Genomic DNA, 24,392 nt, shown 5'->3' with positions numbered 1-24,392 from the left:
CCAGGCACTGCGGTCTGCCCTGGAACCGCAGAGATGCCATCGCGAGCAAGCTCGCTCCTACAGGCACCTGGTTGTCTTGCGGAGTCCTCCCCCATGCCACACAACGTCATCCTTGTCGTGCTCGACGGCCTCAACCACGAGGTCGCCCGCCATGCCATGGGACACCTTCAGGCCTACGTCGGCGCAGGACGCGCCGCGCTGTACAAGCTGGAATGTGAACTGCCGGCCCTGTCCCGACCGCTCTACGAATGCATCCTGACCGGGGTGCCACCGCTGGACAGCGGCATCGTGCACAACAACGTCTCGCGCCTGTCCAACCAGCGCAGCATTTTCCACTATGCCAGCGCCGCCGGGCTCAGCACCGCCGCCGCGGCCTATCACTGGGTCAGCGAGCTGTACAACCGCTCACCGTTCAACCCGGCCCGGGACCGGCATACCGACAACAAGAAGCTGCCGATCCAGCACGGGCATTTCTACTGGAACGACCATTACCCCGACTCCCACCTGTTCGCCGATGCCGAGCACCTGCGGCTGCGCCATGCGCCGAACTTTCTGCTGGTGCACCCGATGAACATCGACGACGCCGGGCACAAGCATGGCCTCGACAGCCCGCAATACCGCAACAGTGCACGCTCGGCCGACATCATCCTCGCCGACTACCTGCAAGGCTGGCTCGACGCCGGCTACCAGGTGCTGGTGACGGCCGACCACGGCATGAACAACGACCGCTCCCACAACGGCCTGTTGCCCGAGGAGCGGGAAGTGCCGCTGTTCGTCCTCGGCGATGCGTTCAGCCTCAGCCCTGTCGCCACCCCGGATCAGACCGAGCTGTGCGGCACCATCTGCGAATTGCTCGGCGCGCCCCATGACAAACCTGTATGCCGGGAGTTGCTGAAGTGAATGCATTCACCCGCGGCAAATGGCTGGCGATCCTGTGCCTCTTGCCCTTTGCCCTGTTCTTCATCGTGTTCCAGATCGCCCCGCTGCTCTGGGTGCTGGTCAACAGCCTGCAGTCGGAAGAGCTGGGCTGGGGCCTGGCCAACTTCAACAAGATCTTCAGCTCGAAGTTCTATCTGCAGGCCATCCAATACAGCCTGGAAATCAGCTTCTGGTCGAGCGTGTTCGGCATCGTCATCGCGATCCTCGGCAGCTACTCGTTGCGCCGGGTCGACTCGAAGCTGCGCAACTTCGTCAACGCCTTCGCCAACATGACCAGCAACTTCGCCGGCGTGCCCCTGGCGTTCGCCTTCATCATCCTGCTGGGTTTCAACGGCAGCATCACCATCATGCTCAAGCAGGCGGGGATCATTCAGGACTTCAACCTGTACTCCAAGACCGGCCTGATCATTCTCTACACCTACTTCCAGATCCCCCTCGGCGTGCTGCTGCTCTACCCGGCCTTCGACGCCCTGCGCGAAGACTGGCGCGAGTCCGCGGCCTTGCTCGGCGCCAGTGGCTGGCAGTTCTGGCGCCACATCGGCCTGCCGGTGCTGACCCCGGCGCTGCTGGGGACCTTCGTCATCCTGCTGGCCAACGCCCTGGGCGCCTATGCCACGGTCTATGCGCTGACCACCGGCAACTTCAACGTGCTGCCGATCCGCATCGCCGCCATGGTTTCCGGCGACATCTCCCTGGACCCGAACATGGCCAGCGCCCTGGCCGTGGTCCTGGTGGCGCTGATGACCCTGGTGACCATCGTCCATCAGCTGCTGTTGAAGAGGAGCTACCATGTCTCGCGCTGAACCCGGCTCCGCCGCCCTCTATCACCGGCTCGTGGTGTACCTGCTGTTCGCCATCCTCCTGCTGCCGCTGGCCGGGACCCTGGTCTACTCCATCGCCAGCAGCTGGTCGGCGACCATCCTGCCCAGCGGCTTTACCTTCAAATGGTATATCCAGCTGTGGAGCGACCCGCGCTTCCTGCACGCCTTCGGCCAGTCGCTGCTGGTCTGCGTCGGTGCGCTGATCCTGTCGGTGGTGCTGATCCTGCCGCTGCTGTTCGTGGTGCACTACCACTTCCCACGGCTCGATGCGCTGATGAACATCCTGATCCTGCTGCCGTTCGCGGTGCCGCCGGTGGTGTCCTCGGTGGGCCTGCTGCAACTCTACGGTTCAGGGCCGTTCGCCATGGTCGGCACACCGTGGATCCTCGTCGGTTGCTACTTCACCGTGGCCCTGCCCTTCATGTACCGGGCGATCACCAACAACCTGCAGGCGATCAACCTGCGCGACCTGATGGACGCCGCCCAGCTGCTGGGCGCCAGCACCTGGCAGGCGGCCTTCCTGGTGGTGCTGCCGAACCTGCGCAAGGGCCTGATGGTGGCCCTATTGCTGTCGTTCTCGTTCCTGTTCGGCGAATTCGTGTTCGCCAACATCCTGGTGGGTACCCGCTACGAAACCCTGCAGGTCTACCTGAACAACATGCGCAACAGCAGCGGCCACTTCACCAGCGCGCTGGTGATTTCCTACTTCTTCTTTGTGCTGGTTCTGACCTGGGCCGCCAACATCTTGAACAAGGACAAAAGCCAATGAGCTTCGTCAGCGTCCAACACCTGCAGAAAAATTACAGTGGCACCCCGGTGTTCAGCGACATCAACTGCGAAATCCACAAGGGCGAATTCGTCACCCTGCTCGGCCCCTCCGGCTGCGGCAAGTCCACCCTGTTGCGCTGCATCGCCGGCCTGACTCCGGTGGACGCCGGCAAGATCCTCCTCGACGGCCACGACATCGTGCCCCTGAGCCCACAGAAACGCGGGATCGGCATGGTGTTCCAGAGCTATGCGCTGTTCCCCAACATGACCGTGGAACAGAACGTGGCCTTCGGCCTGCGCATGCAGAAGGTCAACGCCGACGAGAGCCACAAGCGCGTGCTCGAAGTCCTGCGCCTGGTGGAGCTGCACGACTTCGCCAGCCGTTATCCCCATCAACTGTCCGGAGGCCAGTGCCAGCGCGTGGCGCTGGCCCGCTCGCTGGTGACCCGTCCGCGCCTGTTGCTGCTGGACGAGCCGCTGTCGGCGCTGGACGCACGGATCCGCAAGCACCTGCGCGAGCAGATCCGGCAGATCCAGCGCGAACTGGGACTGACCACGATTTTCGTCACCCATGACCAGGAAGAGGCCCTGACCATGTCCGACCGCATCTTCCTGATGAACCAGGGCAAGATCGTCCAGAGCGGCGATGCCGAAACGCTCTACACCGCACCGGTGGATGTGTTCGCCGCGGGCTTCATCGGCAACTACAACCTGCTGGACGCCGAAAGCGCCAGCAAGCTGCTGCAGCGGCCGATCAACGGGCGTATCGCAATTCGCCCCGAAGCCATCGAACTGCGCAAGGACGGCGAACCCGACGCGCAGATCCGCAGCCACAGCCTGCTGGGCAACGTGATCCGCTACCGGGTCGAGGCCCGTGGCGTGGAGCTGGTGGTGGATGTGCTGAACCGCTCGCCGGACGATCTGCACCCCGACGGTCAACGCCTGGCCCTTTCCATCGATCCCGCGGCCCTCTGTGAGGTAGCTTGACGGCAGCGATAAGCTTCAAGCAGCGAGCTTCAAGTTATAGATAGACTGCTAAGCACCTAAAACCAATTCTTGCAGCTTGAAGCTTATCGCTTGAAGCTGTTCTCGGAGAGAACTGCACTAATGGCCCTGGCAATTTTTGATCTGGACGAAACCCTGATCCACGGCGACTGCGCCACCCTCTGGAGCGAACAGATGGGGCGCCTGGGCTGGGTCGACAGCGAGTCTTTCATGCGCCGCAACAACGAACTGATGGACGCCTACAGCCACGGCAAGCTGGCTATGGAGGAGTTCATGGCCTTCAGCCTGGAGCCGATGGCCGGCCGCACCCCGGAAGAGGTCGGGCACCTGGTCGGCCCCTGGGTCGAGGACGTGATCGAGCCGATCATTTTCAGCGACGCCTGCAAGGCCATCGCCGCACACCGCAAGGCCGGCGACCGGATCCTGGTGATCTCGGCCTCGGGCACTCATCTGGTCCAGCCCATTGCCGAACGCCTGGGCATCGATGAAGTCCTGGGGATCGAGCTGGAGGTGCTGCACGGGGTCTACAGCGGCAATACCCTGGGCACCCTGACCTACCGCGAAGGCAAGGTCACCCGCCTGCTGGAATGGCTGGATGCCGAAGAAGAAAACCTCGAAGGCGCGAGCTTCTATTCCGATTCGCGCAACGACCTGCCGTTGCTGCTGAAGGTCGATTACCCGCACGTGGTCAACCCGGACCCGGTGCTGCGCGAACACGCGGAAAAGGCCGGCTGGCCGATTCATCACTGGAAATAAGCGCCACTGTAGCCGCTGCTGCAGGCTGCGATCGCCCACAACGTGGGCGCAAGATCTGAAGATCGCTGAAGCCCTTCGGGCTTATCGCAGCCTGCGGCAGCGGCTACAGGATCAGACCAACGTTTCGTCGATCAGCAGCACCAGCTTGCCCGACACCTGGTTGGTCGCCAGCTCGGCAAAGGCCGCTTCGGCGTCCTTGATCGGGAAGGTCATGGCCAACTGCGGGCTCAGGCGCCCTTCGGCGAACAGCGGCCAGACATGCTGGCTGAGGTCGCTGAACAGGTCGGCCTTGAACTGCTCGTTGCGGCTGCGCAGGGTCGAACCCAGCAACTGGATGCGCTTGCCGAGGATCTGCGCCAGGTCCAGTTGGGCCTCGCGCCCGCCCATCAGCCCGATCAGCACCCAACGCCCGTCCAGGGCCAGCAGCTTGACGTTGTGCGCCGCATAGTTGGCGCCGACCGGATCCAGGATCACATCGAACGGCCCGAAATCCCGCAGCCCTTCCAGGCCATCGGTGCGCACCACGCCGCCCTGGGCGCCCAACGCCTCACAGTAGGCCAGGCGGTCGGCGGAACCGACGCTGACCCAGCATGGGTTGCCAAACGCCTTGCACAACTGGATCGCGGCCGAACCGACGCCGCTGGCGCCAGCGTGCAACAACACCTTTTCCCCCGGCTTGAGGGCCGCCAGCTGGAACAGGTTCAGCCAGGCGGTGCTGTACACCTCCGGCAGCGCCGCCGCTTCCGCCAGGGACAGCCCTTCCGGCACTGGCAGAACATGACGGGCGTCGACCACCACCTCCTCGGCCATGCCGCCCCCGGCCAGCAGCGCGCAGACCCGATCACCGACCTGCCACGCCGAACCCGGGCCAACCTCGCTGATCACGCCCGAGCACTCCAGCCCCAGCACCTTGCTGGCGCCTGGCGGCGGCGGATAGAGTCCGGCCCGTTGCAACAGGTCGGCCCGGTTCAACCCTGCGGCCGCCACGCGGATTCGCACTTGTCCTACGTCGCACGTCGGACTTGGCTCTTCAACCCACTCCACATGACCTTCAACGCCTTGCAATGCTTTCACAGTGCCTCCATAGTGAGTCTGGACTGAGCCCGGAGCTGTAGCACCGGGCTTTTTGCATTATGCGACCGGCCCTTGTGGAACCGGCGACTTCAAAGACGGCCTAATATGCGTTATCAATTGCCCCCGCGTCGAATCAGCATGAAGCATTTGTTCCCCAGCACCGCCCTCGCTCTTTTCATTGGTCTCGGTCTGCTGCCGATGTCGACCAATACGTTCGCAGCCAATAGCTGGGACAAACTTCAGCCGGATCGCGACGAGGTAATTGCCAGCCTCAATGTCGTCGAGCTGCTCAAGCGTCATCACTACAGCAAGCCACCGCTGGACGACGCGCGCTCGGCGATCATCTATGACAGCTACCTGAAGCTGCTGGACCCGTCGCGCAGCTACTTCATGGCCAGCGACATCGCGGAATTCGACAAGTGGAAAACCCAGTTCGACGACTTCCTGAAAAGCGGTGACCTGAACGCCGGCTTCATCATCTACAAGCGCTACCTGGACCGCGTCAAGGCGCGCCTGGACTTTGCCCTGGCCGAGCTGGGCAAAGGCGTCGACAAATTCGACTTCACCACCAAGGAATCCTTGCTGATCGATCGCAAGGACGCGCCTTGGCTCAAGACCACCGCGGAACTCGACGACCTGTGGCGCAAACGCGTCAAGGACGAAGTCCTGCGCATGAAGATCGCTGGCAAGGAACCCAAGCAGATTCAGGAAACGCTGACCAAGCGCTACAAGAATCAGCTCGCCCGCCTGGACCAGACCCGCGCCGAAGATATCTTCCAGGCGTACATCAACACCTTCGCCATGTCCTACGACCCGCACACCAACTATCTGTCGCCGGATAACGCGGAGAACTTCGACATCAACATGAGCCTGTCGCTGGAAGGCATTGGCGCCGTGCTGCAGAGCGACAACGACCAGGTCAAGGTCGTGCGCCTGGTGCCGGCCGGCCCGGCGGACAAGACCAAGCAGGTGGCACCGGCGGACAAGATCATCGGCGTGGCCCAGGGCGACAAGGAAATGGTCGACGTGGTCGGCTGGCGCCTGGACGAAGTGGTCAAGCTGATCCGCGGTCCGAAAGGCTCGGTGGTGCGCCTGGAAATCATCCCGGCGAGCAACGCGCCGAACGACCAGACCAGCAAGATCGTCTCCATCACCCGCGAAGCGGTGAAGCTGGAGGAGCAGGCGGCGAAGAAGTCGATCCTCAACCTCAAGCAGGATGGCAAGGACTACAAGCTCGGGGTGATCGAGATCCCGGCCTTCTACCTGGACTTCAAGGCCTTCCGTGCCGGCGATCCGGACTACAAGAGCACCACCCGTGACGTGAAGAAGCTGCTGACCGAGCTGCAGAAAGACAAGGTCGACGGCGTGGTCATCGACCTGCGCAACAACGGCGGCGGCTCCCTGCAGGAAGCCACCGAGCTGACCAGCCTGTTCATCGACAAGGGTCCTACCGTGCTGGTGCGTAACGCCGACGGCCGGGTCGACGTGCTCGAAGACGAAAACCCTGGCGCCTTCTACAAAGGGCCGATGGCGCTGCTGGTCAACCGTCTCTCGGCCTCGGCCTCGGAGATTTTCGCCGGTGCGATGCAGGACTATCACCGCGCGCTGATCATCGGTGGCCAGACCTTCGGCAAAGGTACCGTGCAGACCATCCAGCCACTCAACCATGGCGAGCTGAAACTGACCCTGGCCAAGTTCTACCGGGTTTCCGGGCAGAGCACCCAGCATCAGGGCGTGCTGCCGGACATCGATTACCCGTCGATCATCGACACCAAGGAAATCGGCGAAAGCGCCCTGCCCGAAGCCATGCCGTGGGACACCATTCGCCCGGCCATCAAGCCGGCGGTGGATCCGTTCAAGCCATTCCTCGCGCAGCTGAAATCCGAGCATGACGTACGCTCGGCCAAGGACGCCGAATTCGTCTTCATCCGCGACAAGCTGGCCCTGGCCAAGAAGCTGATGGCGGAAAAAACCGTCAGCCTCAACGAAGCCGAGCGTCGGGCGCAGCATGCCGACATCGAGGCCAAGCAGCTGACGCTGGAAAACATCCGCCGCAAGGCCAAGGGTGAAGAGCCGCTCAAAGAGTTGAAGAAAGAAGACGAAGACGCCATCGCGGCCGCCGATCCGGACAAGACCAAGCCGGAAGACGATGCTTACCTGAGCGAAACCGGGCGAATCCTCCTCGACTACCTGAAGCTCAACACCGCGGTAGCCAAGCACTGAGATGATGGCAATTTAATGCTGACGCTCCTCGGAGCGTCATCAAACAGTCATCATTCTGTCGTGAAATAAAGGACCGGGCGCTGCTCTTGAATCAAGGGCACGCCCGGTCCTTTTTTTATCGACAGAGATCGCCATGACCACGACCGAACAGCTGAGTGCCTTGAGCTCAATCCTGGCTCAAAGCGGTTTGCACAGTCTGTTCCAGCCGATCATCTGTCTCTCCGAGCGGCGCATTCTCGGCTACGAAGCCTTGACCCGCGGCCCGTCCAACAGCCCGCTGCACTCCCCTGTCGCCCTGTTTGCCGTGGCCCGCCAGGTCGGACGCCTCAGCGAGTTGGAAATCGCCTGCCGCCAGAGCGCCTGCAAGGGCTTCAGCGAGCAGCGGTTGCCCGGCAAGCTGTTTCTCAACGTCTCTCCGGAATCGCTGCTGGAAGCCGCCCACCAGCCAGGGCGCACCCTGCAATTGCTGCAGGACTTCGGTATCCCGCCGAGCCAGGTGGTGATCGAACTCACCGAACAGACGCCGATCGATGACTTCCAGCTGCTGCACGATGCGCTGCATCACTATCGGGACATGGGGTTCTCGATCGCGCTGGACGACCTCGGCGCCGGTTATTCGAGCCTGCGCCTGTGGTCCGAGCTGCGCCCGGACTACGTGAAGATCGACCGGCACTTTATCGACGGCATTCACCAGGATGCCCTCAAGCGCGAGTTCGTCGGTTCGATCCTGCAAATTGCCAAGGCCTCCCGTGCCCAGGTGATCGCCGAGGGCATCGAAGTGGCGGAAGAGCTGGCGGTGCTCACGGAAATGGGCGTGGACCTGCTGCAGGGTTACCTGCTCTGCCGCCCCCAGGAGCACCCGCCCCGCGATGGCCGCAACCTGCTGCCCAAGCGCGAAAGCACTCCCGCGACGCTCAACGACGAAGGCAGCGACCTCAGTGCCCTGCTCAACGAACAACCAGCGGTAGCACGCGACATACCGACGGCCACGGTGCTGGAAGCCTTCCGCCGCCAGGCCAACCTCAATTCGCTGGCGGTGCTCGATGAACAGGGCCAGCCCTGCGGCATCGTGCACCGCCATTCGTTGTCCGACGCCCTGCTCAAGCCCTTCGCCACCGACCTGTTTGCCCGCAAGCCCATCAGCCGCCTGATGAACGACGACTTCCTCGCGGTGGAGCTCAGCCAGTCGCTGCAACAGGTCAGCCGCCTGATCACCAGCCGCGCGCGGCAACGGATCGAGGAGGATTTCATCATCACCCTCAACGGCGGCTACCTGGGCCTGGGACGGGTGATCGATGTGCTCAAGCTGATAACCGAACTGAAGATCCAGCAGGCGCGTTATGCCAACCCGTTGACCCTGCTGCCTGGCAACGTGCCGATCCAGCAGTGCCTGACCCACCTGCTGCAACAAGGGCGGGAATCACTGATCTGTTACGTGGATATCGACAGCTTCAAGCCCTTCAACGATATCTATGGCTACGGCCGTGGCGATGAAGTGCTGCTGTGTCTGGCGCAGTGCCTGAATGACCGGGTGGACCCCAGCCGTGATTTCGTCGGCCATATCGGCGGCGACGACTTTCTCCTGGTATTGGGCCCCGAGGACTGGCAAAAGCGCCTGAACCAGCTGCTGGACGATTTCCACAGCCAGTGCCGGCGCTTCTATCGCAGCGAACACCTGGAAGCCGGCTGCTTCATCGCCCCGAACCGCCAGGGCATTCGCCAGGAGTTCGCCTTGCTGTCACTGTCCATTGGCGTGGTGCATCTGTATCCACAGGCCTGTGGACAACTCGATGCCAGCCAGCTGGCCGAACTGGCCTCGCAAGCCAAGCACCACGCCAAGAACGTGCCGGGCTACAGCATTCATGTGATCGACAGCCGCCAGGTGGCCGGCGGCTTTACGGCTGGCGCGGACCGGCTAGCGGATCCGGCGTACTCGACGGATTCAGCTGCGCCAGCTTGACCTCGGCCAAGGGGTGCCCGGCCTTCGCCGCCAGGGTCCACCAACGGGCCGCTTCTGCCGCATCCGCCGCCTTGCTGGGTGAACCGGCCAGGCTGATGACGCCCATCTGATAGGCCGCCTTGGCGTCCCCGGCCAAGCCGGCAAGACGCAACAGGCGTATGCCTTCTTCACGGGCCCCCAGGCCCTGGCCACGAAAGGTCAGGATATGGCCATAAAAGCTCTGCGCGCCGACGTCCCCCAGGTTCGCCATGCGCGCCAGTTGCCCCTCCAGCCAGTGCCAGCCCCGGGGTTGACGCACAAACCAGGGCCAATGAAACAACCGGCGGGCCAGCCAGTAGCCGGCCCGCGCCTTGAGGCGCCAGTACACTCAGGCCTCCGCCGACTCAGGGTATTCGTACTCGAATACACGCACCACTTCCGAGGCATGCCATGAGGCGGCCGCCACCCCGTCGGAAGGCCCGGAAAAACGCCCGAGGCGCTCCACACACTCGAAAAAACCGGTGCGCGGCAAACGGCTCGCCCCCTGGCTGATCACCAGCGAACTGCGCAACGGCTGCTCCGCACGCGCATCCAGCGCGGCCAGATGCTCGAGGGCCGCTGTCAGGGTCTGCATGGCGGGGCTGGGTAGCTGCAAGCGCTCAAGCAGAGCGCGATAGGTCAAAAGATGGCGTTGCCGACGGGCCTGGTCGAGTTCCCCCAACAGGCCATCCCAATGTTGACGACTGATCCTTACGCTCACGATTCATCCCTCCAACCCGGAACCGTCAATTCCCAGGCCAGGCTACGGCGTATAGCGGCGTCCGGTTGACGCTCACCGCTTTCAATCATGGCCAGATATGACGGACTGATACCTACCGTACGGGCAAGCGCCTCGATGGCGATGCCCTTGGTTTCACGCAAACTGCGGAGTTGATCCAGACCCGGAAGCGGCTGGTCGGCTGCGGTCGCGACAGGTCCCCTGGCCTCTCGCGGAGATTGATCGGTGATACCTGCGGCCTTTAGCAAAGCCTGATACTGAGCCCATGGCAGCACCGCATACTCGGGCTCGCCATCGCGTGCAATTATCTGAATATCCATTACTACCCCGTAGGACGACACATAACGAGTCGGACTTTTCCTTATGAAGTGTAATCCTAACAGTCACTAAGGTCGCGGGGGCATCGTTGTATGGATCCGAATTCACCTCAGTTTTTCTTCGGACCTTCCAATTGCAGTTGTTCCGGGGTGTCGGGCAAACGCTCGACCACCGCCAGCTTCTCCGGTTGCTGGCGATTGCGCCAGGCGCGGAAGGCGCTGAGTTCGCCGTCCAGGGTTTTCATGATCCAGGCCAGCACAGCGATATCATCGAGCATGCCGAATATGGGCAGGAAGTCCGGGATGGCATCCAGCGGACTGAGGAAGTACATCAGGCCCGCGACCACCGACAGCAGCGCCTTGGGGCTGATGGCGCGGTACTCGCCACGCCAGTAAGCCAGGCACAGGGCCTGCAGCAGGCGCAGATCGTCCTTGAGCTTGCCGAGACGGCCGCCTTGCAAGGCGCCTTTGCTGGCCACGGCGAACAACAGGGTCGGCAGCCGGCCACGGCTGAGCAAGCGGCCGGCCAGGGGCAGGAAGCGGGCGAAATTCCAGGGTGCTTTCATCGTCACTCCCACTGAAATGTTATCCACACAAATTGTGGATAACCTTGTGAACAGAGCCGCTTTTCACAGCTGAAAGCCCCGTTTTACAAGGGCTCGACTCAGATCGGGCGTTTTTTACTCACATAAAAAAACCCATAATTTCATTGACTTGGCAGCTTCATGCGGCTAGCCGCAGCGCGTCTTGTTAAGACTATGCCTTATGCCGTGGGTTCGCATTTTTTCCCGGACCAACGACCAGATACGACAACGCCCCGTAAGGACGGGGCGTTGTCATTGAACCAGACGAAGATTACTTGGCGTCGTCTTGTTTCGCTGGATCCTTGATACCCAGCAGTTCCAGCTCGAACACCAGCACCGAGTTGGCCGGAATGGCCGGGCTCGGGCTCTGTGCGCCGTAGGCCAGATCGCTCGGGATGTACAGTTTGTACTTCTCGCCGACGTGCATCAGTTGCAGGCCTTCGACCCAGCCCGGAATCACGCCGCTGACCGGCAGATCGATCGGGCTGCCGCGCTCGACCGAGCTGTCGAACACAGTGCCGTTGGTCAGGGTGCCGGTGTAGTGAACGGTCACCACGTCGGTCGGCTTAGGCTGGGCGCCATCGGCCTTCTTCAGCACTTCGTACTGCAGGCCCGAGGCGGTAGTGGTCACGCCAGCCTTCTTGCCGTTTTCTTCGAGGAATTTCTTGCCGGCTGCTGCCGACTCTTCGCTGATCTTGGCCATGCGCTCTTCAGCACGCTTTTGCAGCGCGGCGAAGGCTTCGACCAGTTCGTCGTCTTTCAGCTTCTGTTCTTTCTTGCCGATGGCATCTTCGATGCCCTGGGCTACCGCTTTGGAATCCAGGTCATCCATACCTTCCTGGGCAAGGCTTTTACCCATGTTCAGGCCGATACCATAGGAAGCTTTCTGCGCCGGGGTTTTCAGCTCCACGCTGGTCTGCGAGTCACAACCCGCGAGTACCAGGCTAACCAGGGCTACCGCCGCCGCTAACCGATGCTGTTTCATGCTATTTCCTTGTTCATGCGCCTAAAGGGCATTCGAGTAAAGCCGCGAGCTTATCAGGCGGCCACGACCAATGGCTACCGGCATGAGAGCCGGATTAGTCCGATAAGTTCACGTGTTTAAAAGCATTTCGCCAGCCAATACTACGAGTGCGGGAAAGAACGCCTCGAACACAAAGTCATGACACCGGACGTAATGGCCACTTGCCCGGCAGTTTGCCCTGAGGCATAAGAGAGCCACAACTCGACAAGGATGTTTATCTTGCGCCTCTTATCCCGTGTTTTGCTGCTGATCCTCGCCCTGATCGGCGTCGCCCTGGCCGTGGTCCTGTATTACGTGGCCAATCCGAAATTGCCCGACTATGTGCCCGCCCTGCAGGTGCACTATCAGGATCAATGGAGCGCCACCGATCGCCAGACCTACTACTTCACGCCCCAGGGCACTCAGGTGAAGAGCCTGCGCTATGAGTGGTTCGCCGCCCTGGAACTGCCCTTCTCCACGCAACGCTTCGCCGCGCCGCAGTACCTGGCCCGCTTCGGCTTTCTGGTGGATCCGGCACAACAGGCCAGCGCCGATAACCCGGCGAACATGCCGGTCGGCTTCACCCGCCATCAGAACCCTGGCAGCCCGCAGCAGTACCTGGACATCACCTGCGCCGCCTGCCACACCGGCGAGCTGCGCTACAACCAGCAAGCCCTGCGGGTCGACGGCGGTTCGGCGCAGCATGTGCTGCCCTCCAGCGTGCCCACCCTGCGTGGCGGCAGCTTCGGCCAGGCGCTGGTCGCCAGCCTGGCGTCGACCTATTACAACCCGTGGAAATTCGAGCGGTTCGCCCGCAACGTGCTGGGCCAGAATTACGACGCCGAGCATGAACAGCTGCGCAAGGACTTCAAGGCATCGCTGGACACCTTCCTGCGCGTCGCCTGGAACGACACGCATCGTGGCCTCTACCCCACCGAAGAAGGCCCCGGGCGTACCGATGCCTTTGGCCGGATCGCCAACGCCAGCTTCGGCGACGCCATCTCCCCGGACAACTATCGGGTGGCCAACGCGCCGGTGGATTACCCCCAGCTGTGGGACATCTGGAGCTTCGACTGGGTGCAGTGGAACGGCTCTGCCCAGCAACCCATGGCCCGCAATATCGGCGAGGCGCTGGGCGTCGGCGCCACCCTGAATTTCTTCGATGCCCAGGGCCAGCCGCTCAAGGGCGATGCCCGCTACCCGTCGAGCGTTCGGGTGCGCGACCTCAATCGCATCGAAGAAACCCTGCAACGGCTGAAACCGCCGACCTGGCCGGAAGGCCTGTTCGGCAGCATCGACAAGCCGCTGGCGGCCAAGGGGCGAGCACTGTTCGCGGAAAACTGCGCGGGTTGCCATGTCCCGCCGGTCACCGAGGTCAACGGGCGCCCGGTGCAGCAGCTGAAGATGTTGCCGGTTGCGGTGATCGGTACCGACCCCAATACCGCCAACAATATTGCCGACCAGCGCTATGACCTGAGCGCGCTGCAATGGGATGCCGCCGAGCTGGCCCAGTCGAATGTCGAGCTGCACCCAACGCCCGGCGAACCGCTGGACATGCGTCAGCTGTCCGTGGCCAAGGGCCTGGCCTATGTCACGGCCTTCGTCGAGGAACGCGCCTATCGGGACGCCCAGGTGACCCCGGCCGAACGCCCGCGACTCGACGGCTACGGCCTGCCGATCGGTGTCCGCGAACTGCGTGCCTACAAGGCCCGGCCGCTGGCTGGGGTATGGGCCACCCCGCCCTTCCTGCACAACGGTTCGGTGCCCAGCCTGTACCAGTTGCTCTCGCCTCAGGCCGAACGCGCCAGCACCTTCTATAAGGGCACCTTCGAATACGATCCAAAGCACCTGGGCTACCGTACCGAACCGTTCAAGAACGGCTTCCTGTTCGATACGCGGATCAGTGGCAACCACAACGGTGGACATGAGTTCCGCTCGGGCAAGCGTGGCGACGGGGTGATCGGCCGCCTGCTGCAACCCGAGGAACGCTGGGCGCTGCTGGAATACCTGAAAGTGCTGGGCGGGCCGCTGGAGGCGCAGCTGCCATGACCCTGGCCCTCATCGAAAGGATGCTTTCATGCTGATCACCTTATGGCTGCGCATCGGTGCGCTGCTGCTCAAGACACTTGTGCTGCTGGGGCTGATCGCGTTGCTCGGCTGGGCGCTGAGTAGCGCCTGGTCGATCTGGCGCTACCAGGGGCCGGTCTCGACCGAAGAACAGGTCCCGCCCGGCGAAGCCGCCATGACCCAGGACATCATCCAGACCGCCGTGCGCATCGTCGATCAGCACCGGGATAACACCCGTTACCTGCGCGACGCCCACGCCAAGGCCCACGGCTGCGTAAAGGCCGAGGTCCAGGTGCTCGAGCAACTGACGCCGCCGTTGCGCCAGGGCGTGTTCGCCGAACCCGGCAAGACCTGGCAAGCCATGGTACGGCTGTCCAACGGCAATGCTTATCCACAGTTCGACAGCGTTCGTGATGCGCGCGGGATGGCGATCAAATTGTTGAATGTGCCCGGCACCCAGCTATTGAAGGAGCAACAGGGCCGTGGCGAGCAGGATTTCGTGATGTTCAACCATCCGAACTTCTTCGTCAGCGATGTCGCCGAGTATCGGCAGAATGTCGCCGCGCAGGCGGACGGAAAAAAGGTCGGAGCCTTTTTCCCCGGCTGGGACCCACGCACCTGGCAGGTTCGTCATCTGTTCATCGCCTTGGCCACCCTGTCGCCGCCCCCGGCCAGCCCGACGCAAACCCGCTATTTTTCGGTTTCGCCCTACAAGTTCGGCGGCGCCAACGCCAAGTTCCGCGTCGCACCGGATCCGGACAGCTGCCCGGCGTACAACCTGCCCCCACAGAACCAGGCCCTGCCCAACTTTCTGCGCAACGCCCTGAACCAGCAGCTGTCGACCGACCGGGTGCCGGCCTGCTTCGTATTGCAGGTGCAACGCCAGGACCCGAGCCACTACATGCCCATCGAAAACACCAGCATCGAATGGCGAGAAAGCGATGCGCCCTTCGAAACCGTGGCGCGGATCAGGATTCCCGCCCAGGACTTCGATACCCCGCAGCAGAACCTGCAATGCGACAACCTGTCCTTCAACCCCTGGTTCGGCCTGGAGGCGCACCGCCCTATCGGCGGCATCAACCGCCTGCGCAAGGCGGTGTACGAAGCGGTCAGCGACTACCGACACAGCCGCAACGCCGAGCAGTGAGCCACAAACGAAAAAAGCGGCCCGCAGGCCGCTTTTTTTGGGGAGTATTTGCATACCCCAGACAGCAAAAAGCCCGCGTTAGCGGGCTTTCTGTAATGAGCTGGCGTTCAGTGTTCCAACTCATCGAATATGGCGCAGCGGACGGGACTCGAACCCGCGACCCCCGGCGTGACAGGCCGGTATTCTAACCGACTGAACTACCGCTGCGCGTAGCGTTGAAAGCAAGTGGTGGGTGATGACGGGATCGAACCGCCGACCCTCTGCTTGTAAGGCAGATGCTCTCCCAGCTGAGCTAATCACCCTTTACCTTCGTTGCGGGGCGCATTATTACACAGAAATTCATAACGTGCTGATTTAAATAACAAAATTATCAAAAAAAGCTGAATTTCGATGTATCGGGCGCCGCGCATGAAACACAGGCACAAAAAAGCCCGCGTTAGCGGGCTTTCTGTGATGACCTGGCGTTCAGTGTTCCAGATCATCGAATATGGCGCAGCGGACGGGACTCGAACCCGCGACCCCCGGCGTGACAGGCCGGTATTCTAACCGACTGAACTACCGCTGCGCGTAACACTGAAAGCGAATGGTGGGTGATGACGGGATCGAACCGCCGACCCTCTGCTTGTAAGGCAGATGCTCTCCCGGCTGAGCTAATCACCCTTCACGTTCGGTGTGGCGCGCATTCTACGGAGCGTCCCCTACTCTGGCAAGCACTTTTTAAAATAATTTTTTCAGGCCTTCCAAAGGCTTAGCGGAGGGTTGGCCTATGGAGCTGCGCGGAGAATAATGCCCCCCTTTGTATAAAGGAGAGATTCACCCCATGTGGTTCAAGAACCTGCTTATCTATCGCCTGACCCAAGATCTGCCCTTTGATGCTGAGGCGCTGGAAACCGCACTGGCCACCAAACTGGCGCGTCCATGTGCAAGCCAGGAGTTGACCACTTACGGTTTCGTCGCGCCGTTCGGCAAAGGCGAAGATGCACCGCTGGTACACGTCAGCCAGGACTTCCTGCTGGTCGCCGCACGCAAGGAAGAACGTATTCTGCCTGGCAGCGTGGTGCGCGACGCGGTCAAGGAAAAGGTCGAAGAGATCGAAGCCGAGCAAATGCGCAAGGTCTATAAAAAGGAACGCGACCAGATCAAGGATGAAATCATCCAGGCTTTCCTGCCGCGTGCCTTTATCCGTCGCTCCTCGACTTTCGCCGCCATCGCGCCGAAACAGGGCCTGATCCTGGTCAACTCGGCCAGCCCGAAACGCGCCGAAGACCTGCTCTCCACCCTGCGCGAAGTACTCGGCACCCTGCCGGTGCGTCCGCTGACCGTGAAGACCGCGCCGACCGCGATCATGACCGACTGGGTGAAAACCCAACAAGCCGCCGACGACTTCTTCGTCCTCGACGAGTGCGAACTGCGTGACACCCACGAAGACGGCGGTATCGTCCGTTGCAAGCGCCAGGACCTGACCAGCGAAGAAATCCAGCTGCACCTGAGCACTGGCAAGGTGGTCACCCAATTGTCCCTGGCCTGGCAGGACAAGTTGTCCTTCATGCTCGACGACAAGATGACGGTCAAGCGCCTGAAGTTCGAAGACCTGCTGCAGGACCAGGCGGAACAGGACGGCGGCGACGAAGCCCTCGGCCAACTGGACGCCAGCTTCACCCTGATGATGCTGACCTTCGGCGATTTCCTCCCGGCGCTGTTCGAAGCCCTGGGTGGCGAAGAGATTCCACAAGGCATCTGACAACCCCTTTCAGCAGCCAGCGGGCTGGCGACCGGCATTGCCCGATCCGCCGCTGACTCCTGCAGGAGCACCACAGACGCCACCGCTTTCGGTGGCGTTTTCATATAAGAAGGAACAGGCCATGCGTGCACTGGCAGCATTAAGTCGTTTTGTCGGCAATACCTTTGCCTACTGGGTACTGATTTTCGCGGTGGTGGCGTTCTTGCAACCGGGCTGGTTCATCGGCCTCAAGGGCGCCATCGTGCCGCTGCTGGGCCTGGTGATGTTCGGCATGGGCCTGACCCTGAAGCTCGAAGACTTCGCCGAAGTCGCCCGCCATCCATGGCGCGTGGCCCTGGGCGTGGTCGCGCATTTCGTGATCATGCCGGGCATGGCCTGGTTGCTGTGCCAGGTCTTCCACCTGCCGCCGGAGATCGCCGTCGGCGTGATCCTGGTCGGCTGCTGCCCGAGCGGTACTTCGTCCAACGTCATGACCTGGCTGGCCCGCGGCGACCTGGCGCTGTCAGTGGCGATCGCCGCTGTCACCACCCTGCTGGCGCCGCTGCTGACGCCGGCCCTGATCTGGCTGCTGGCCTCGGCCTGGCTGCCGGTTTCGTTCATGGAGCTGTTCTGGTCGATCCTGCAGGTGGTGCTGCTGCCGATCGTGCTCGGGGTGATTGCCCAGCGCGTGCTCGGCGACCGGGTGCGGCATGCGGTGGAGGTCTTGCCGCTGGTGTCGGTGGTCAGCATCGTGATCATCGTTACCGCGGTGGTGGCCGCCAGCCAGGCGAAAATCGCCGAGTCCGGCCTGCTGATCATGGCCGTGGTGATGCTGCATAACAGCTTCGGTTACCTGCTGGGCTACTTCACCGGTCGCCTGTTCAAGCTGCCGCTGGCGCAACGCAAATCCCTGGCCCTGGAAGTCGGCATGCAGAACTCCGGCCTTGGCGCCGCCCTGGCCAGCGCGCATTTTTCGCCGCTGGCGGCGGTGCCGAGCGCCCTGTTCAGCGTCTGGCACAACATTTCCGGGGCGCTGCTTTCCACCTGGTTCCGCCGCATGAGCGAAAAGGACGACCGCACACTGGCCGCCCAGCAGGCGAGCGACTGAGGAGAAACTTGATCCCCGGATTAATGATGGGCACTATACTGCGCAACGCGGGGACGACCCCGCGGCTCGATCGAGTCATTAATCTGGGGACGACCCCGTCAATCGATGGAGGTCATCATGTCTTGGATCATTCTGTTTTTCGCCGGCCTGTTCGAAGTGGGCTGGGCCGTCGGCCTCAAGTACACCGACGGTTTCAGTCGCCCTCTCCCCACTGCCCTGACCATCGTCGCCATGGCGGTCAGCCTCGGCCTGCTGGGGCTGGCCATGAAGGAGCTGCCGCTGGGCACTGCCTATGCCATCTGGACCGGGGTCGGCGCAGTCGGCACGGTGATCGCCGGGATCATTCTGTTCGGTGAGTCCATGGCGCTGTTCCGCCTGGCCAGCGTGGCGCTGATCATTACCGGGCTGATCGGCTTGAAGGTCAGCACGGCCTGATACCAGCAAGCGCCCCAACAAAAACGCCCACCACTCTGTGGGCGTTTTTATAGGCGCTGGAAACCTAGCGCACGTTACCGCGCAGCTCGCCCACCAGGGTTTGCAAACGGGCCGGTTCGGCACTGTCGGCTGTCACGGCCGAACCCGCCACCAGGGTCACTCGCGACCACAGGCGGCGGAACAGCCCCTTGCTAGGATCGCGGCTGAAAAAGCTGCCCCACAGCCCCCGCAACGCCAGCGGAATCACCGGCACCGGTGTCTCTTCGAGAATCCGCGTCAGCCCACCCTTGAACTCATTGATCTCGCCATCGGCGGTCAGCTTGCCTTCCGGGAAGATGCACACCAGCTCGCCATCCTTGAGGTAACGGGCAATTTGGGTGAACGCCCTTTCGTAGATCTGGATGTCCTCGTTGCGCCCGGCAATCGGAATGGTCCCGGCGGTACGGAAGATGAAGTTGAGCACCGGCAGGTTGTAGATCTTGTAATACATCACGAAACGAATCGGCCGCCGCACCGCGCCGCCGATCAGCAAGGCATCGACGAAGGACACGTGATTGCACACCAGCAACGCCGCGCCTTCGTCCGGGATCGCCTCCAGGTTGCGATGCTCGACCCGGTACATGGAATGGCTGAGCAGCCAGATCATGAAACGCATGCTGAACTCGGGGACGATCTTGAAGATGTAGGCGTTGACCGCGATGTTCAGCAGCGACACCACCAGGAACAACTGCGGGATCGACAGCTTGGCCAGGCTCAGCAAGACGATCGAGACGATCGCCGACACCACCATGAACAGCGCGTTGAGAATGTTGTTCGCGGCAATCACCCGCGCCCGCTCGTGCTCCGGGGTCCGCGACTGAATCAGGGCGTACAGCGGCACGATGTAGAAACCGCCGAAGATGCCCAGGCCGAGAATATCGATCAGCACCCACCAGGCGTGGCCATAACCGAGCACTTCGATCCAGCTGTAACCCGCCTCGCTCAGCGGAATCCCGCCGGAATGCCACCACAACAGCAAGCCGAACACCGTCAGGCCGAACGAGCCAAAGGGCACCAGGCCGATCTCGACCTTACGTCCCGAAAGCTTCTCGCACAGCATGGAACCGACAGCGATCCCCACCGAGAACACGGTGAGGATCAGTGTGACCACCGTTTCGTCCCCGTGCATCCACTCCTTGGCGTAGGCCGGAATCTGCGTCAGGTAGATCGCCCCGACAAACCAGAACCACGAGTTGCCGACGATCGAGCGCGACACCGCCGCAGTCTGCCCCAGGCCCAGGCGCAAGGTAGCCCAGGACTGGCTGAAGATGTTCCAGTCCAGGCGCAGGTCCGGAGTGGCCGCCGCGGCCCGGGGAATGCCCCGGCTGGCGAGATAACCGAGTACGGCGACGGCAATGATCGCCGTCGAGACGATGGGGGCGTAATGGGCGGAGGACATCATGATCCCCGCGCCAATGGTCCCGGCGAGAATCGCCAGGAAGGTGCCCATTTCCACCAGGCCGTTGCCGCCGACCAATTCTTCCTCCCGCAGCGCCTGCGGCAGGATCGAATATTTCACCGGACCGAACAGCGCCGAGTGGGTGCCCATGGCGAACAATGCCAGCAGCATCAGCGACAGGTGATCGAAGACAAAACCCACCGCCCCCACTGCCATGATCACGATCTCGCCGAGCTTGATCAGGCGGATCAACGCGTCCTTGGCGAACTTCTCGCCGAATTGCCCGGCCAGCGCCGAGAACAGGAAGAACGGCAGGATAAACAGCAAGGCGCAGAGGTTGACCCAGATCGAGCGGTCGCCCTCGATGGCCAGCTTGTAGAGAATGGCGAGGATCAGCGACTGCTTGAAGATGTTGTCGTTGAACGCACCGAGGGATTGGGTAATGAAGAACGGCAGGAAACGCCGCGTACGAAGCAAGGTGAACTGTGAGGGGTGACTCATCTTCCATGTCCCTGAGTGGCTTGGATGCTGTTATTGGATTATCGATCTTCGATCCAGGCCACAACCTTACCTAAAGTTCGCGGATTATTTCGCTAATCCTGCGATGCAAGGCGAAACGAACAGCTCACCCCGATAGGCGCCCTGCAGCGTGCGCTTGCCCACCAGCAGCCACATCAGTGCCAGCGCCAGGACCAACAGGCTGCCGAACACCGCAAAAAACGTCAGGTTCAGGGTAGCGGCCAGTTTCAGGGTGGTCAGGGCATAGACCCCCAGCGGGAAGGTGAACCCCCACCAGCCGAGGTTGAACGGAATGCCGTCGCGCAGGTAACGCAAGGTGATCAGCAGCGCCGTCAGCATCCACCACAGGCCGAACCCCCACAGGGTGATACCGGCCACCAGCCCCAGGCCCTCGGCGATTTCGCCCATTCCGGCCATGCCGTTGGCAGCAAAGATCGCCGGAGCGTCCGCGCCCAGCAGCAACATGCCCAGGGCCCCCGTGCCGATCGGCCCCAGGGCCAGCCAGCTCGAGGCGGCCATGCTTTCGTGCGGCAACTTATGCAGGGCCATGCGCAGCAGGAGAATGGTCAGGATGCTGAACGCCACCGGCAGCGAGAAGGCCCAGAGCACATAGCTGGTCACCAGCATCACCAGTTGCGAATGCGCGTCCACCAGGTGCGGCGCCAGCAGCCCGCCACTGGCGGCGGCGACTTCGGCCGCGACCACCGGCAACAGCCAGACCGCGGTCATCTGGTCGATACGGTGCTCCTGGCGGGTGAACATCATGTAGGGAATCAGCACCCCGCAAGCCAGCGACAGCGCTACGTCCAGCCACCACAGCAGCTCGGCCAGTTGCACGACGCCCTCGCCCCAGCGTGGCACGCCGAACAGCAGGAAACCGTTGATGATGGTGGCCAGACCCATGGGAATGGTGCCGAAGAACATCGAGACCGTGGAGTGCCCGAAAATCCGCCGGGCTTCGTCGAAGAACATTATCCAGCGTGCCGCATAGGCCGCGCTGAACAGCACGAACAGTACGATGGTGAACAGCCACAGCCCCTCGGCCAGCAGGTGCAGGCCCGGGATCCGCAGCGGCAACTGGGCCAGCGCCAGGGCCAGTACGCCGGTGCCCATGGTCGCGGCGAACCAGTTGGGGGTGAATTGGCGAATGGCTTCGCGAGGATGCTGCAGCTGGCTCAAGGGCCGTCCGGTTCCGAGGGTGTTGGGGCATGTCATGGTGCGATCTCCTGTCCTCCGATGAGGTGGAGCCCATGATAGAACCGGATCGAATATCTATATAACGGGTAATTTCTCTATCTGTTATCTATTTTACAAATATACGAGTCAGACACTGCCCGCGGTTTCCACCACCAATACCCGCGCTGCACCTTGTGGATGAGCCACATGCTCGGTACCGACATCGGCGTAGAAGATATCGCCCACCTCCAGCAGCACCGAGTGCTCCAGGCCGTTTTCCCGATAGTGCATGCGCACCTGGCCATCGAGCACGACAAACACTTCCTGCCCGTCGTTGGTGTGCCACTTATAAGGCTGGTCGGTCCAATGCAGGCGCGTGGTGATGCCGTTCATGTTGGCGATATCCAACGCCGCCCAGGCCCGCTCCCCAGTGAAGGTTTTACTGCGAATGATCTTCATGAATGCCCGTCGCCCCCAAGGCTGATGCGTGCACCTCGCGCGCCAGATGCGCAGGCTAACCCAAGCCGGCGCCCGGATCAGCCACCAACGCGCTCAACTTTCTGGCACGACGCAGGTCTTGGCGGTGCGCTGGCGCAGCAGCCCCAGCAAAGCGGCCAGGGACAGCAGGATCAATACCGCGCCATAACCATCGGTGGTCGCGATCAGGCCAAAACTGCGGGTCAGGTTTCCCGCCAGCAGGGACGGCAGGCAGAACGCCAGATAACTCAACACATAAAACGCCGACATCAACCCCGCCCGCTCATGGGGCAAGGCCAGGGGCATCACACTGCGCAGGGCGCCGAGGAATCCGGAACCAAAACCACCGCCCGTGACCAGGGTGCCGAGAAAGAACAGCGGCAGGCTGGCGGTGTGCACGGCAATCAGGATCAGGCCGATGCCGACGGCCAGCAGGCTCGCGCCCAGCCGCAGTACCTTGTCCGCCGGACGATGACGCAGGGAAACAATCATCAGGGCACCGCTCAGGGTCAGCACCGCCACCAGGCCGCCACCGATCAGGTTCGAGGTCGAGCCCGTCGCGGTGCGCACCAGCGATGGCGCCAACGACAGAAAGAACCCGCCCACGGCCCACACCGCCACGTCCACCGGTAACGCCAGCCACAGCGCCCGCCGCGCCTGAGGCGGTACATGCAGGGTCGGCCGCAGGGAGGCCCAGACACCGGGCTGGGCACTGACTGTCTCCGGCAGGCGCCAGACGTACAGCGCCTGGGCGACAAACAGCACCAGCAGCAACCAGTAGGCCAGTTGCAGCGGCAACGGTGCGTATTCCACCAGCAAACCGCTGCCCATCGCCCCGCAGGCCATGCCCAGCAAGGGCGCCACGCTGTTGACCAGCGGCCCTTGCTGCCGGTCGGTATCCAGCAGCGCCGCCCCCAGCACGCTGGTGGCCATGCCGGTGGCGAAGCCCTGCATCACCCGGGCAGCAATCAGCCAGGCTACGCTGTCGGCCTGGATAAATAGCAGCATCGCCAGTATGTCCAGCAGCAGCGCCACGAAGATCACCGGCTTGCGTCCCAGATAATCCGAAAGCGAACCCACGGTCAGCAGCGCCGCCAACAGGCTCAAGGCGTAGACGCCGAAGATCAGGGTCAGGGTCGCCGAGGAGAATTGCAGCACCTCCTGATACAGGTGGTACATCGGTGTCGGCACGCTGGAAGCGGCGAGAAAACTGAGTAAGGTGATCGCCAGAAACAGCAGTCTGGAACGGTTTGACAGTGAAGAGTCGACAGGACTGGACATGGGCACGCTCCATTAAAGCTAATATTTTGCTTTTGCGGAGTGTGCTACCGCCTCGCTCTTAAAGCAAATTCTTTGTGTTAAGGTTCGATCCATGGCTATTAAAGAAGGTTTACGCCCGGGCGGGCGCAGTGCCCGGGTACAGGAATCCATCCACTCGGCAGTCAGGGAACTCCTCGAAGAACAGGAGCGCTCGACCCTGACCGTGCCGCAAATCGCCGCCCGCGCCGGCGTGACGCCCTCGACCATCTACCGCCGTTGGGGCGACCTGTCGACGCTGCTGGCGGATGTCGCCCTGGCGCGCATGCGCCCGGACAGCGAACCGGCCGCCACCGGCAGCCTGCGCGGCGACCTGTTGGCCTGGGCCGAACAGTACCTCGACGAAATGAGTTCCGAGCCCGGGCGCAACATGATGCGCGATGTGCAATGCAGCGCCACGCCCGGCTATTGCGTGAGCATTCTCAGCGGGCAATTGCAGATCATCCTCGATCGCCACCGGCACAGCGAAGCAGCTCTGCCCAGCCTCGATCGACTACTGAACATGACGGTGGCGCCGACGGTGTTCCGCATCCTGTTCGCCGCGGAACCGCTTGACGTGCAGGAGTTGCATGAACTGATCGACATCGCGCTGCGGCCTTGAGGCCGCCAGCGCGGGCAAGCTCGCTCCTGGCGGGTTCGTCACCCTTTGCAGAAGCGAGATTGCTCGCACTTCCCCCTGCGACACCTGGCCGCGCCAATACCTTGGTCGACACTGACGAACTCCGAACATCGTGCGAGACTGTCTGACCGGGCTGAAGCGCCCGGCGCGCCTTTATGTTCG

Annotated in this window: 23 protein-coding genes and 4 tRNA genes; 13 read left to right on the top strand and 14 right to left on the bottom strand. The window is 62.3% G+C overall.

Going from position 1 to position 24,392, the window contains the following annotated elements:
- Positions 1-93 precede the first annotated feature (93 nt).
- The 5 genes from NRG23_RS28180 to NRG23_RS28160 all read left to right on the top strand — a co-directional run bounded on the left by NRG23_RS28180 (position 94) and on the right by NRG23_RS28160 (position 4,289).
- Positions 94-900 carry an alkaline phosphatase family protein gene (locus NRG23_RS28180; RefSeq protein WP_038576958.1) on the top strand — a complete coding sequence of 269 codons (807 nt, stop codon included), beginning with the start codon at positions 94-96 and terminating at the stop codon, positions 898-900.
- The gene (locus NRG23_RS28175; protein ID WP_038576956.1) at positions 897-1,742 is read left to right on the top strand and encodes an ABC transporter permease subunit; all 846 of its coding nucleotides are present in this window, start codon (positions 897-899) and stop codon (positions 1,740-1,742) included. Before NRG23_RS28180 ends, NRG23_RS28175 begins: the two co-directional genes overlap by 4 nt.
- Positions 1,729-2,529 (top strand): ABC transporter permease, encoded by an 801-nt coding sequence (locus tag NRG23_RS28170; protein WP_009050230.1) that lies wholly within the window; start codon positions 1,729-1,731, stop codon positions 2,527-2,529. Before NRG23_RS28175 ends, NRG23_RS28170 begins: the two co-directional genes overlap by 14 nt.
- Positions 2,526-3,515: an ABC transporter ATP-binding protein gene (locus NRG23_RS28165; RefSeq protein ID WP_016704401.1), complete on the top strand. Its 990-nt coding sequence runs from the start codon at positions 2,526-2,528 to the stop codon at positions 3,513-3,515. The genes NRG23_RS28170 and NRG23_RS28165 overlap by 4 nt, the downstream gene beginning before the upstream one ends.
- Before the next feature lie 120 nt (positions 3,516-3,635).
- Positions 3,636-4,289 (top strand): HAD family phosphatase, encoded by a 654-nt coding sequence (locus NRG23_RS28160; RefSeq protein ID WP_023966499.1) that lies wholly within the window; start codon positions 3,636-3,638, stop codon positions 4,287-4,289.
- Between the two features lie 111 nt (positions 4,290-4,400).
- On the opposite strand, the gene NRG23_RS28155 is transcribed toward NRG23_RS28160, so the two are convergent.
- Positions 4,401-5,363 carry a zinc-binding dehydrogenase gene (locus tag NRG23_RS28155; RefSeq protein WP_009050232.1) on the bottom strand — a complete coding sequence of 321 codons (963 nt, stop codon included), beginning with the start codon at positions 5,361-5,363 and terminating at the stop codon, positions 4,401-4,403.
- Positions 5,364-5,501: 138 nt separating this feature from the next.
- Between NRG23_RS28155 and NRG23_RS28150 the strand changes: the two genes are divergently transcribed.
- Together NRG23_RS28150 and NRG23_RS28145 are read left to right on the top strand one after the other, a co-directional pair.
- The gene (locus NRG23_RS28150; RefSeq protein ID WP_164485204.1) at positions 5,502-7,586 is read left to right on the top strand and encodes a carboxy terminal-processing peptidase; all 2,085 of its coding nucleotides are present in this window, start codon (positions 5,502-5,504) and stop codon (positions 7,584-7,586) included.
- A 133-nt stretch (positions 7,587-7,719) separates the two neighbouring features.
- Positions 7,720-9,546 carry a bifunctional diguanylate cyclase/phosphodiesterase gene (locus NRG23_RS28145; RefSeq protein WP_009050234.1) on the top strand — a complete coding sequence of 609 codons (1,827 nt, stop codon included), beginning with the start codon at positions 7,720-7,722 and terminating at the stop codon, positions 9,544-9,546.
- Here NRG23_RS28145 and NRG23_RS28140 read toward each other — a convergent pair.
- From NRG23_RS28140 to NRG23_RS28120, 5 genes are all read right to left on the bottom strand, one after another.
- Positions 9,482-9,913 carry a hypothetical protein gene (locus tag NRG23_RS28140; RefSeq protein WP_038634234.1) on the bottom strand — a complete coding sequence of 144 codons (432 nt, stop codon included), beginning with the start codon at positions 9,911-9,913 and terminating at the stop codon, positions 9,482-9,484. The genes NRG23_RS28145 and NRG23_RS28140 overlap by 65 nt on opposite strands.
- Positions 9,914-10,285, bottom strand: coding sequence for a hypothetical protein (locus NRG23_RS28135; protein ID WP_003179080.1), 372 nt, complete (start codon positions 10,283-10,285; stop codon positions 9,914-9,916).
- A complete protein-coding gene (locus NRG23_RS28130) occupies positions 10,282-10,623 on the bottom strand; it encodes a helix-turn-helix domain-containing protein (RefSeq protein WP_028683112.1) in 342 nt (113 codons plus the stop codon). Before NRG23_RS28130 ends, NRG23_RS28135 begins: the two co-directional genes overlap by 4 nt.
- A gap of 107 nt (positions 10,624-10,730) precedes the next feature.
- Entirely contained in the window at positions 10,731-11,186 is a 456-nt protein-coding gene (locus NRG23_RS28125) for a YkvA family protein (protein WP_257373085.1), read from the bottom strand.
- Between the two features lie 289 nt (positions 11,187-11,475).
- On the bottom strand, positions 11,476-12,189 hold the full coding sequence (locus NRG23_RS28120; RefSeq protein WP_007927823.1) for an FKBP-type peptidyl-prolyl cis-trans isomerase: 714 nt from the start codon (positions 12,187-12,189) through the stop codon (positions 11,476-11,478).
- Between the two features lie 258 nt (positions 12,190-12,447).
- Between NRG23_RS28120 and NRG23_RS28115 the strand changes: the two genes are divergently transcribed.
- Both NRG23_RS28115 and NRG23_RS28110 read left to right on the top strand, forming a co-directional pair.
- Complete coding sequence (locus tag NRG23_RS28115; RefSeq protein WP_257373084.1) at positions 12,448-14,256, top strand: cytochrome c; 1,809 nt, start codon at positions 12,448-12,450, stop codon at positions 14,254-14,256.
- Between the two features lie 28 nt (positions 14,257-14,284).
- On the top strand, positions 14,285-15,421 hold the full coding sequence (locus NRG23_RS28110) for a catalase family protein (protein WP_257373083.1): 1,137 nt from the start codon (positions 14,285-14,287) through the stop codon (positions 15,419-15,421).
- 130 nt (positions 15,422-15,551) lie between these two features.
- Here NRG23_RS28110 and NRG23_RS28105 read toward each other — a convergent pair.
- From NRG23_RS28105 to NRG23_RS28090, 4 genes are all read right to left on the bottom strand, one after another.
- A tRNA-Asp gene (locus NRG23_RS28105) sits at positions 15,552-15,628 on the bottom strand.
- A 19-nt stretch (positions 15,629-15,647) separates the two neighbouring features.
- Positions 15,648-15,723 (bottom strand) — tRNA-Val (locus NRG23_RS28100).
- Between the two features lie 186 nt (positions 15,724-15,909).
- Positions 15,910-15,986 (bottom strand) — tRNA-Asp (locus NRG23_RS28095).
- A gap of 19 nt (positions 15,987-16,005) precedes the next feature.
- Positions 16,006-16,081 (bottom strand) — tRNA-Val (locus NRG23_RS28090).
- 160 nt (positions 16,082-16,241) lie between these two features.
- Here NRG23_RS28090 and rdgC point away from each other — a divergent pair.
- The 3 genes from rdgC to sugE all read left to right on the top strand — a co-directional run bounded on the left by rdgC (position 16,242) and on the right by sugE (position 18,684).
- Entirely contained in the window at positions 16,242-17,162 is a 921-nt protein-coding gene (gene rdgC / locus NRG23_RS28085; protein WP_009045083.1) for a recombination-associated protein RdgC, read from the top strand.
- A gap of 121 nt (positions 17,163-17,283) precedes the next feature.
- Positions 17,284-18,249, top strand: a complete 966-nt coding sequence (locus NRG23_RS28080) for a bile acid:sodium symporter family protein (RefSeq protein WP_009050238.1) — start codon at positions 17,284-17,286, stop codon at positions 18,247-18,249.
- 117 nt (positions 18,250-18,366) lie between these two features.
- Positions 18,367-18,684, top strand: coding sequence for a quaternary ammonium compound efflux SMR transporter SugE (gene sugE / locus NRG23_RS28075; RefSeq protein WP_110175712.1), 318 nt, complete (start codon positions 18,367-18,369; stop codon positions 18,682-18,684).
- A 64-nt stretch (positions 18,685-18,748) separates the two neighbouring features.
- Here sugE and NRG23_RS28070 read toward each other — a convergent pair whose 3' ends face one another.
- From NRG23_RS28070 to NRG23_RS28055, 4 genes are all read right to left on the bottom strand, one after another.
- Positions 18,749-20,623, bottom strand: a complete 1,875-nt coding sequence (locus NRG23_RS28070) for an MFS transporter (RefSeq protein ID WP_124340615.1) — start codon at positions 20,621-20,623, stop codon at positions 18,749-18,751.
- 84 nt (positions 20,624-20,707) lie between these two features.
- On the bottom strand, positions 20,708-21,856 hold the full coding sequence (locus tag NRG23_RS28065) for a TDT family transporter (RefSeq protein ID WP_257373082.1): 1,149 nt from the start codon (positions 21,854-21,856) through the stop codon (positions 20,708-20,710).
- A gap of 108 nt (positions 21,857-21,964) precedes the next feature.
- Positions 21,965-22,276, bottom strand: a complete 312-nt coding sequence (locus NRG23_RS28060; RefSeq protein ID WP_028681976.1) for a cupin domain-containing protein — start codon at positions 22,274-22,276, stop codon at positions 21,965-21,967.
- A 93-nt stretch (positions 22,277-22,369) separates the two neighbouring features.
- Positions 22,370-23,575 carry an MFS transporter gene (locus tag NRG23_RS28055; protein ID WP_016704412.1) on the bottom strand — a complete coding sequence of 402 codons (1,206 nt, stop codon included), beginning with the start codon at positions 23,573-23,575 and terminating at the stop codon, positions 22,370-22,372.
- A gap of 91 nt (positions 23,576-23,666) precedes the next feature.
- On the opposite strand from NRG23_RS28055, the gene NRG23_RS28050 reads away from it, so the two are divergent.
- Positions 23,667-24,212, top strand: coding sequence for a TetR/AcrR family transcriptional regulator (locus tag NRG23_RS28050; RefSeq protein WP_016704413.1), 546 nt, complete (start codon positions 23,667-23,669; stop codon positions 24,210-24,212).
- The last annotated feature ends 180 nt before the right edge of the window (positions 24,213-24,392 follow it).

The organism is Pseudomonas sp. T8 (genome assembly GCF_024610635.1).
GTDB lineage: Bacteria > Pseudomonadota > Gammaproteobacteria > Pseudomonadales > Pseudomonadaceae > Aquipseudomonas > Aquipseudomonas chlororaphis_I.
Note: the sequence above shows the minus strand (reverse complement) of the source record. Positions and strands in the feature narration are given on the sequence as shown.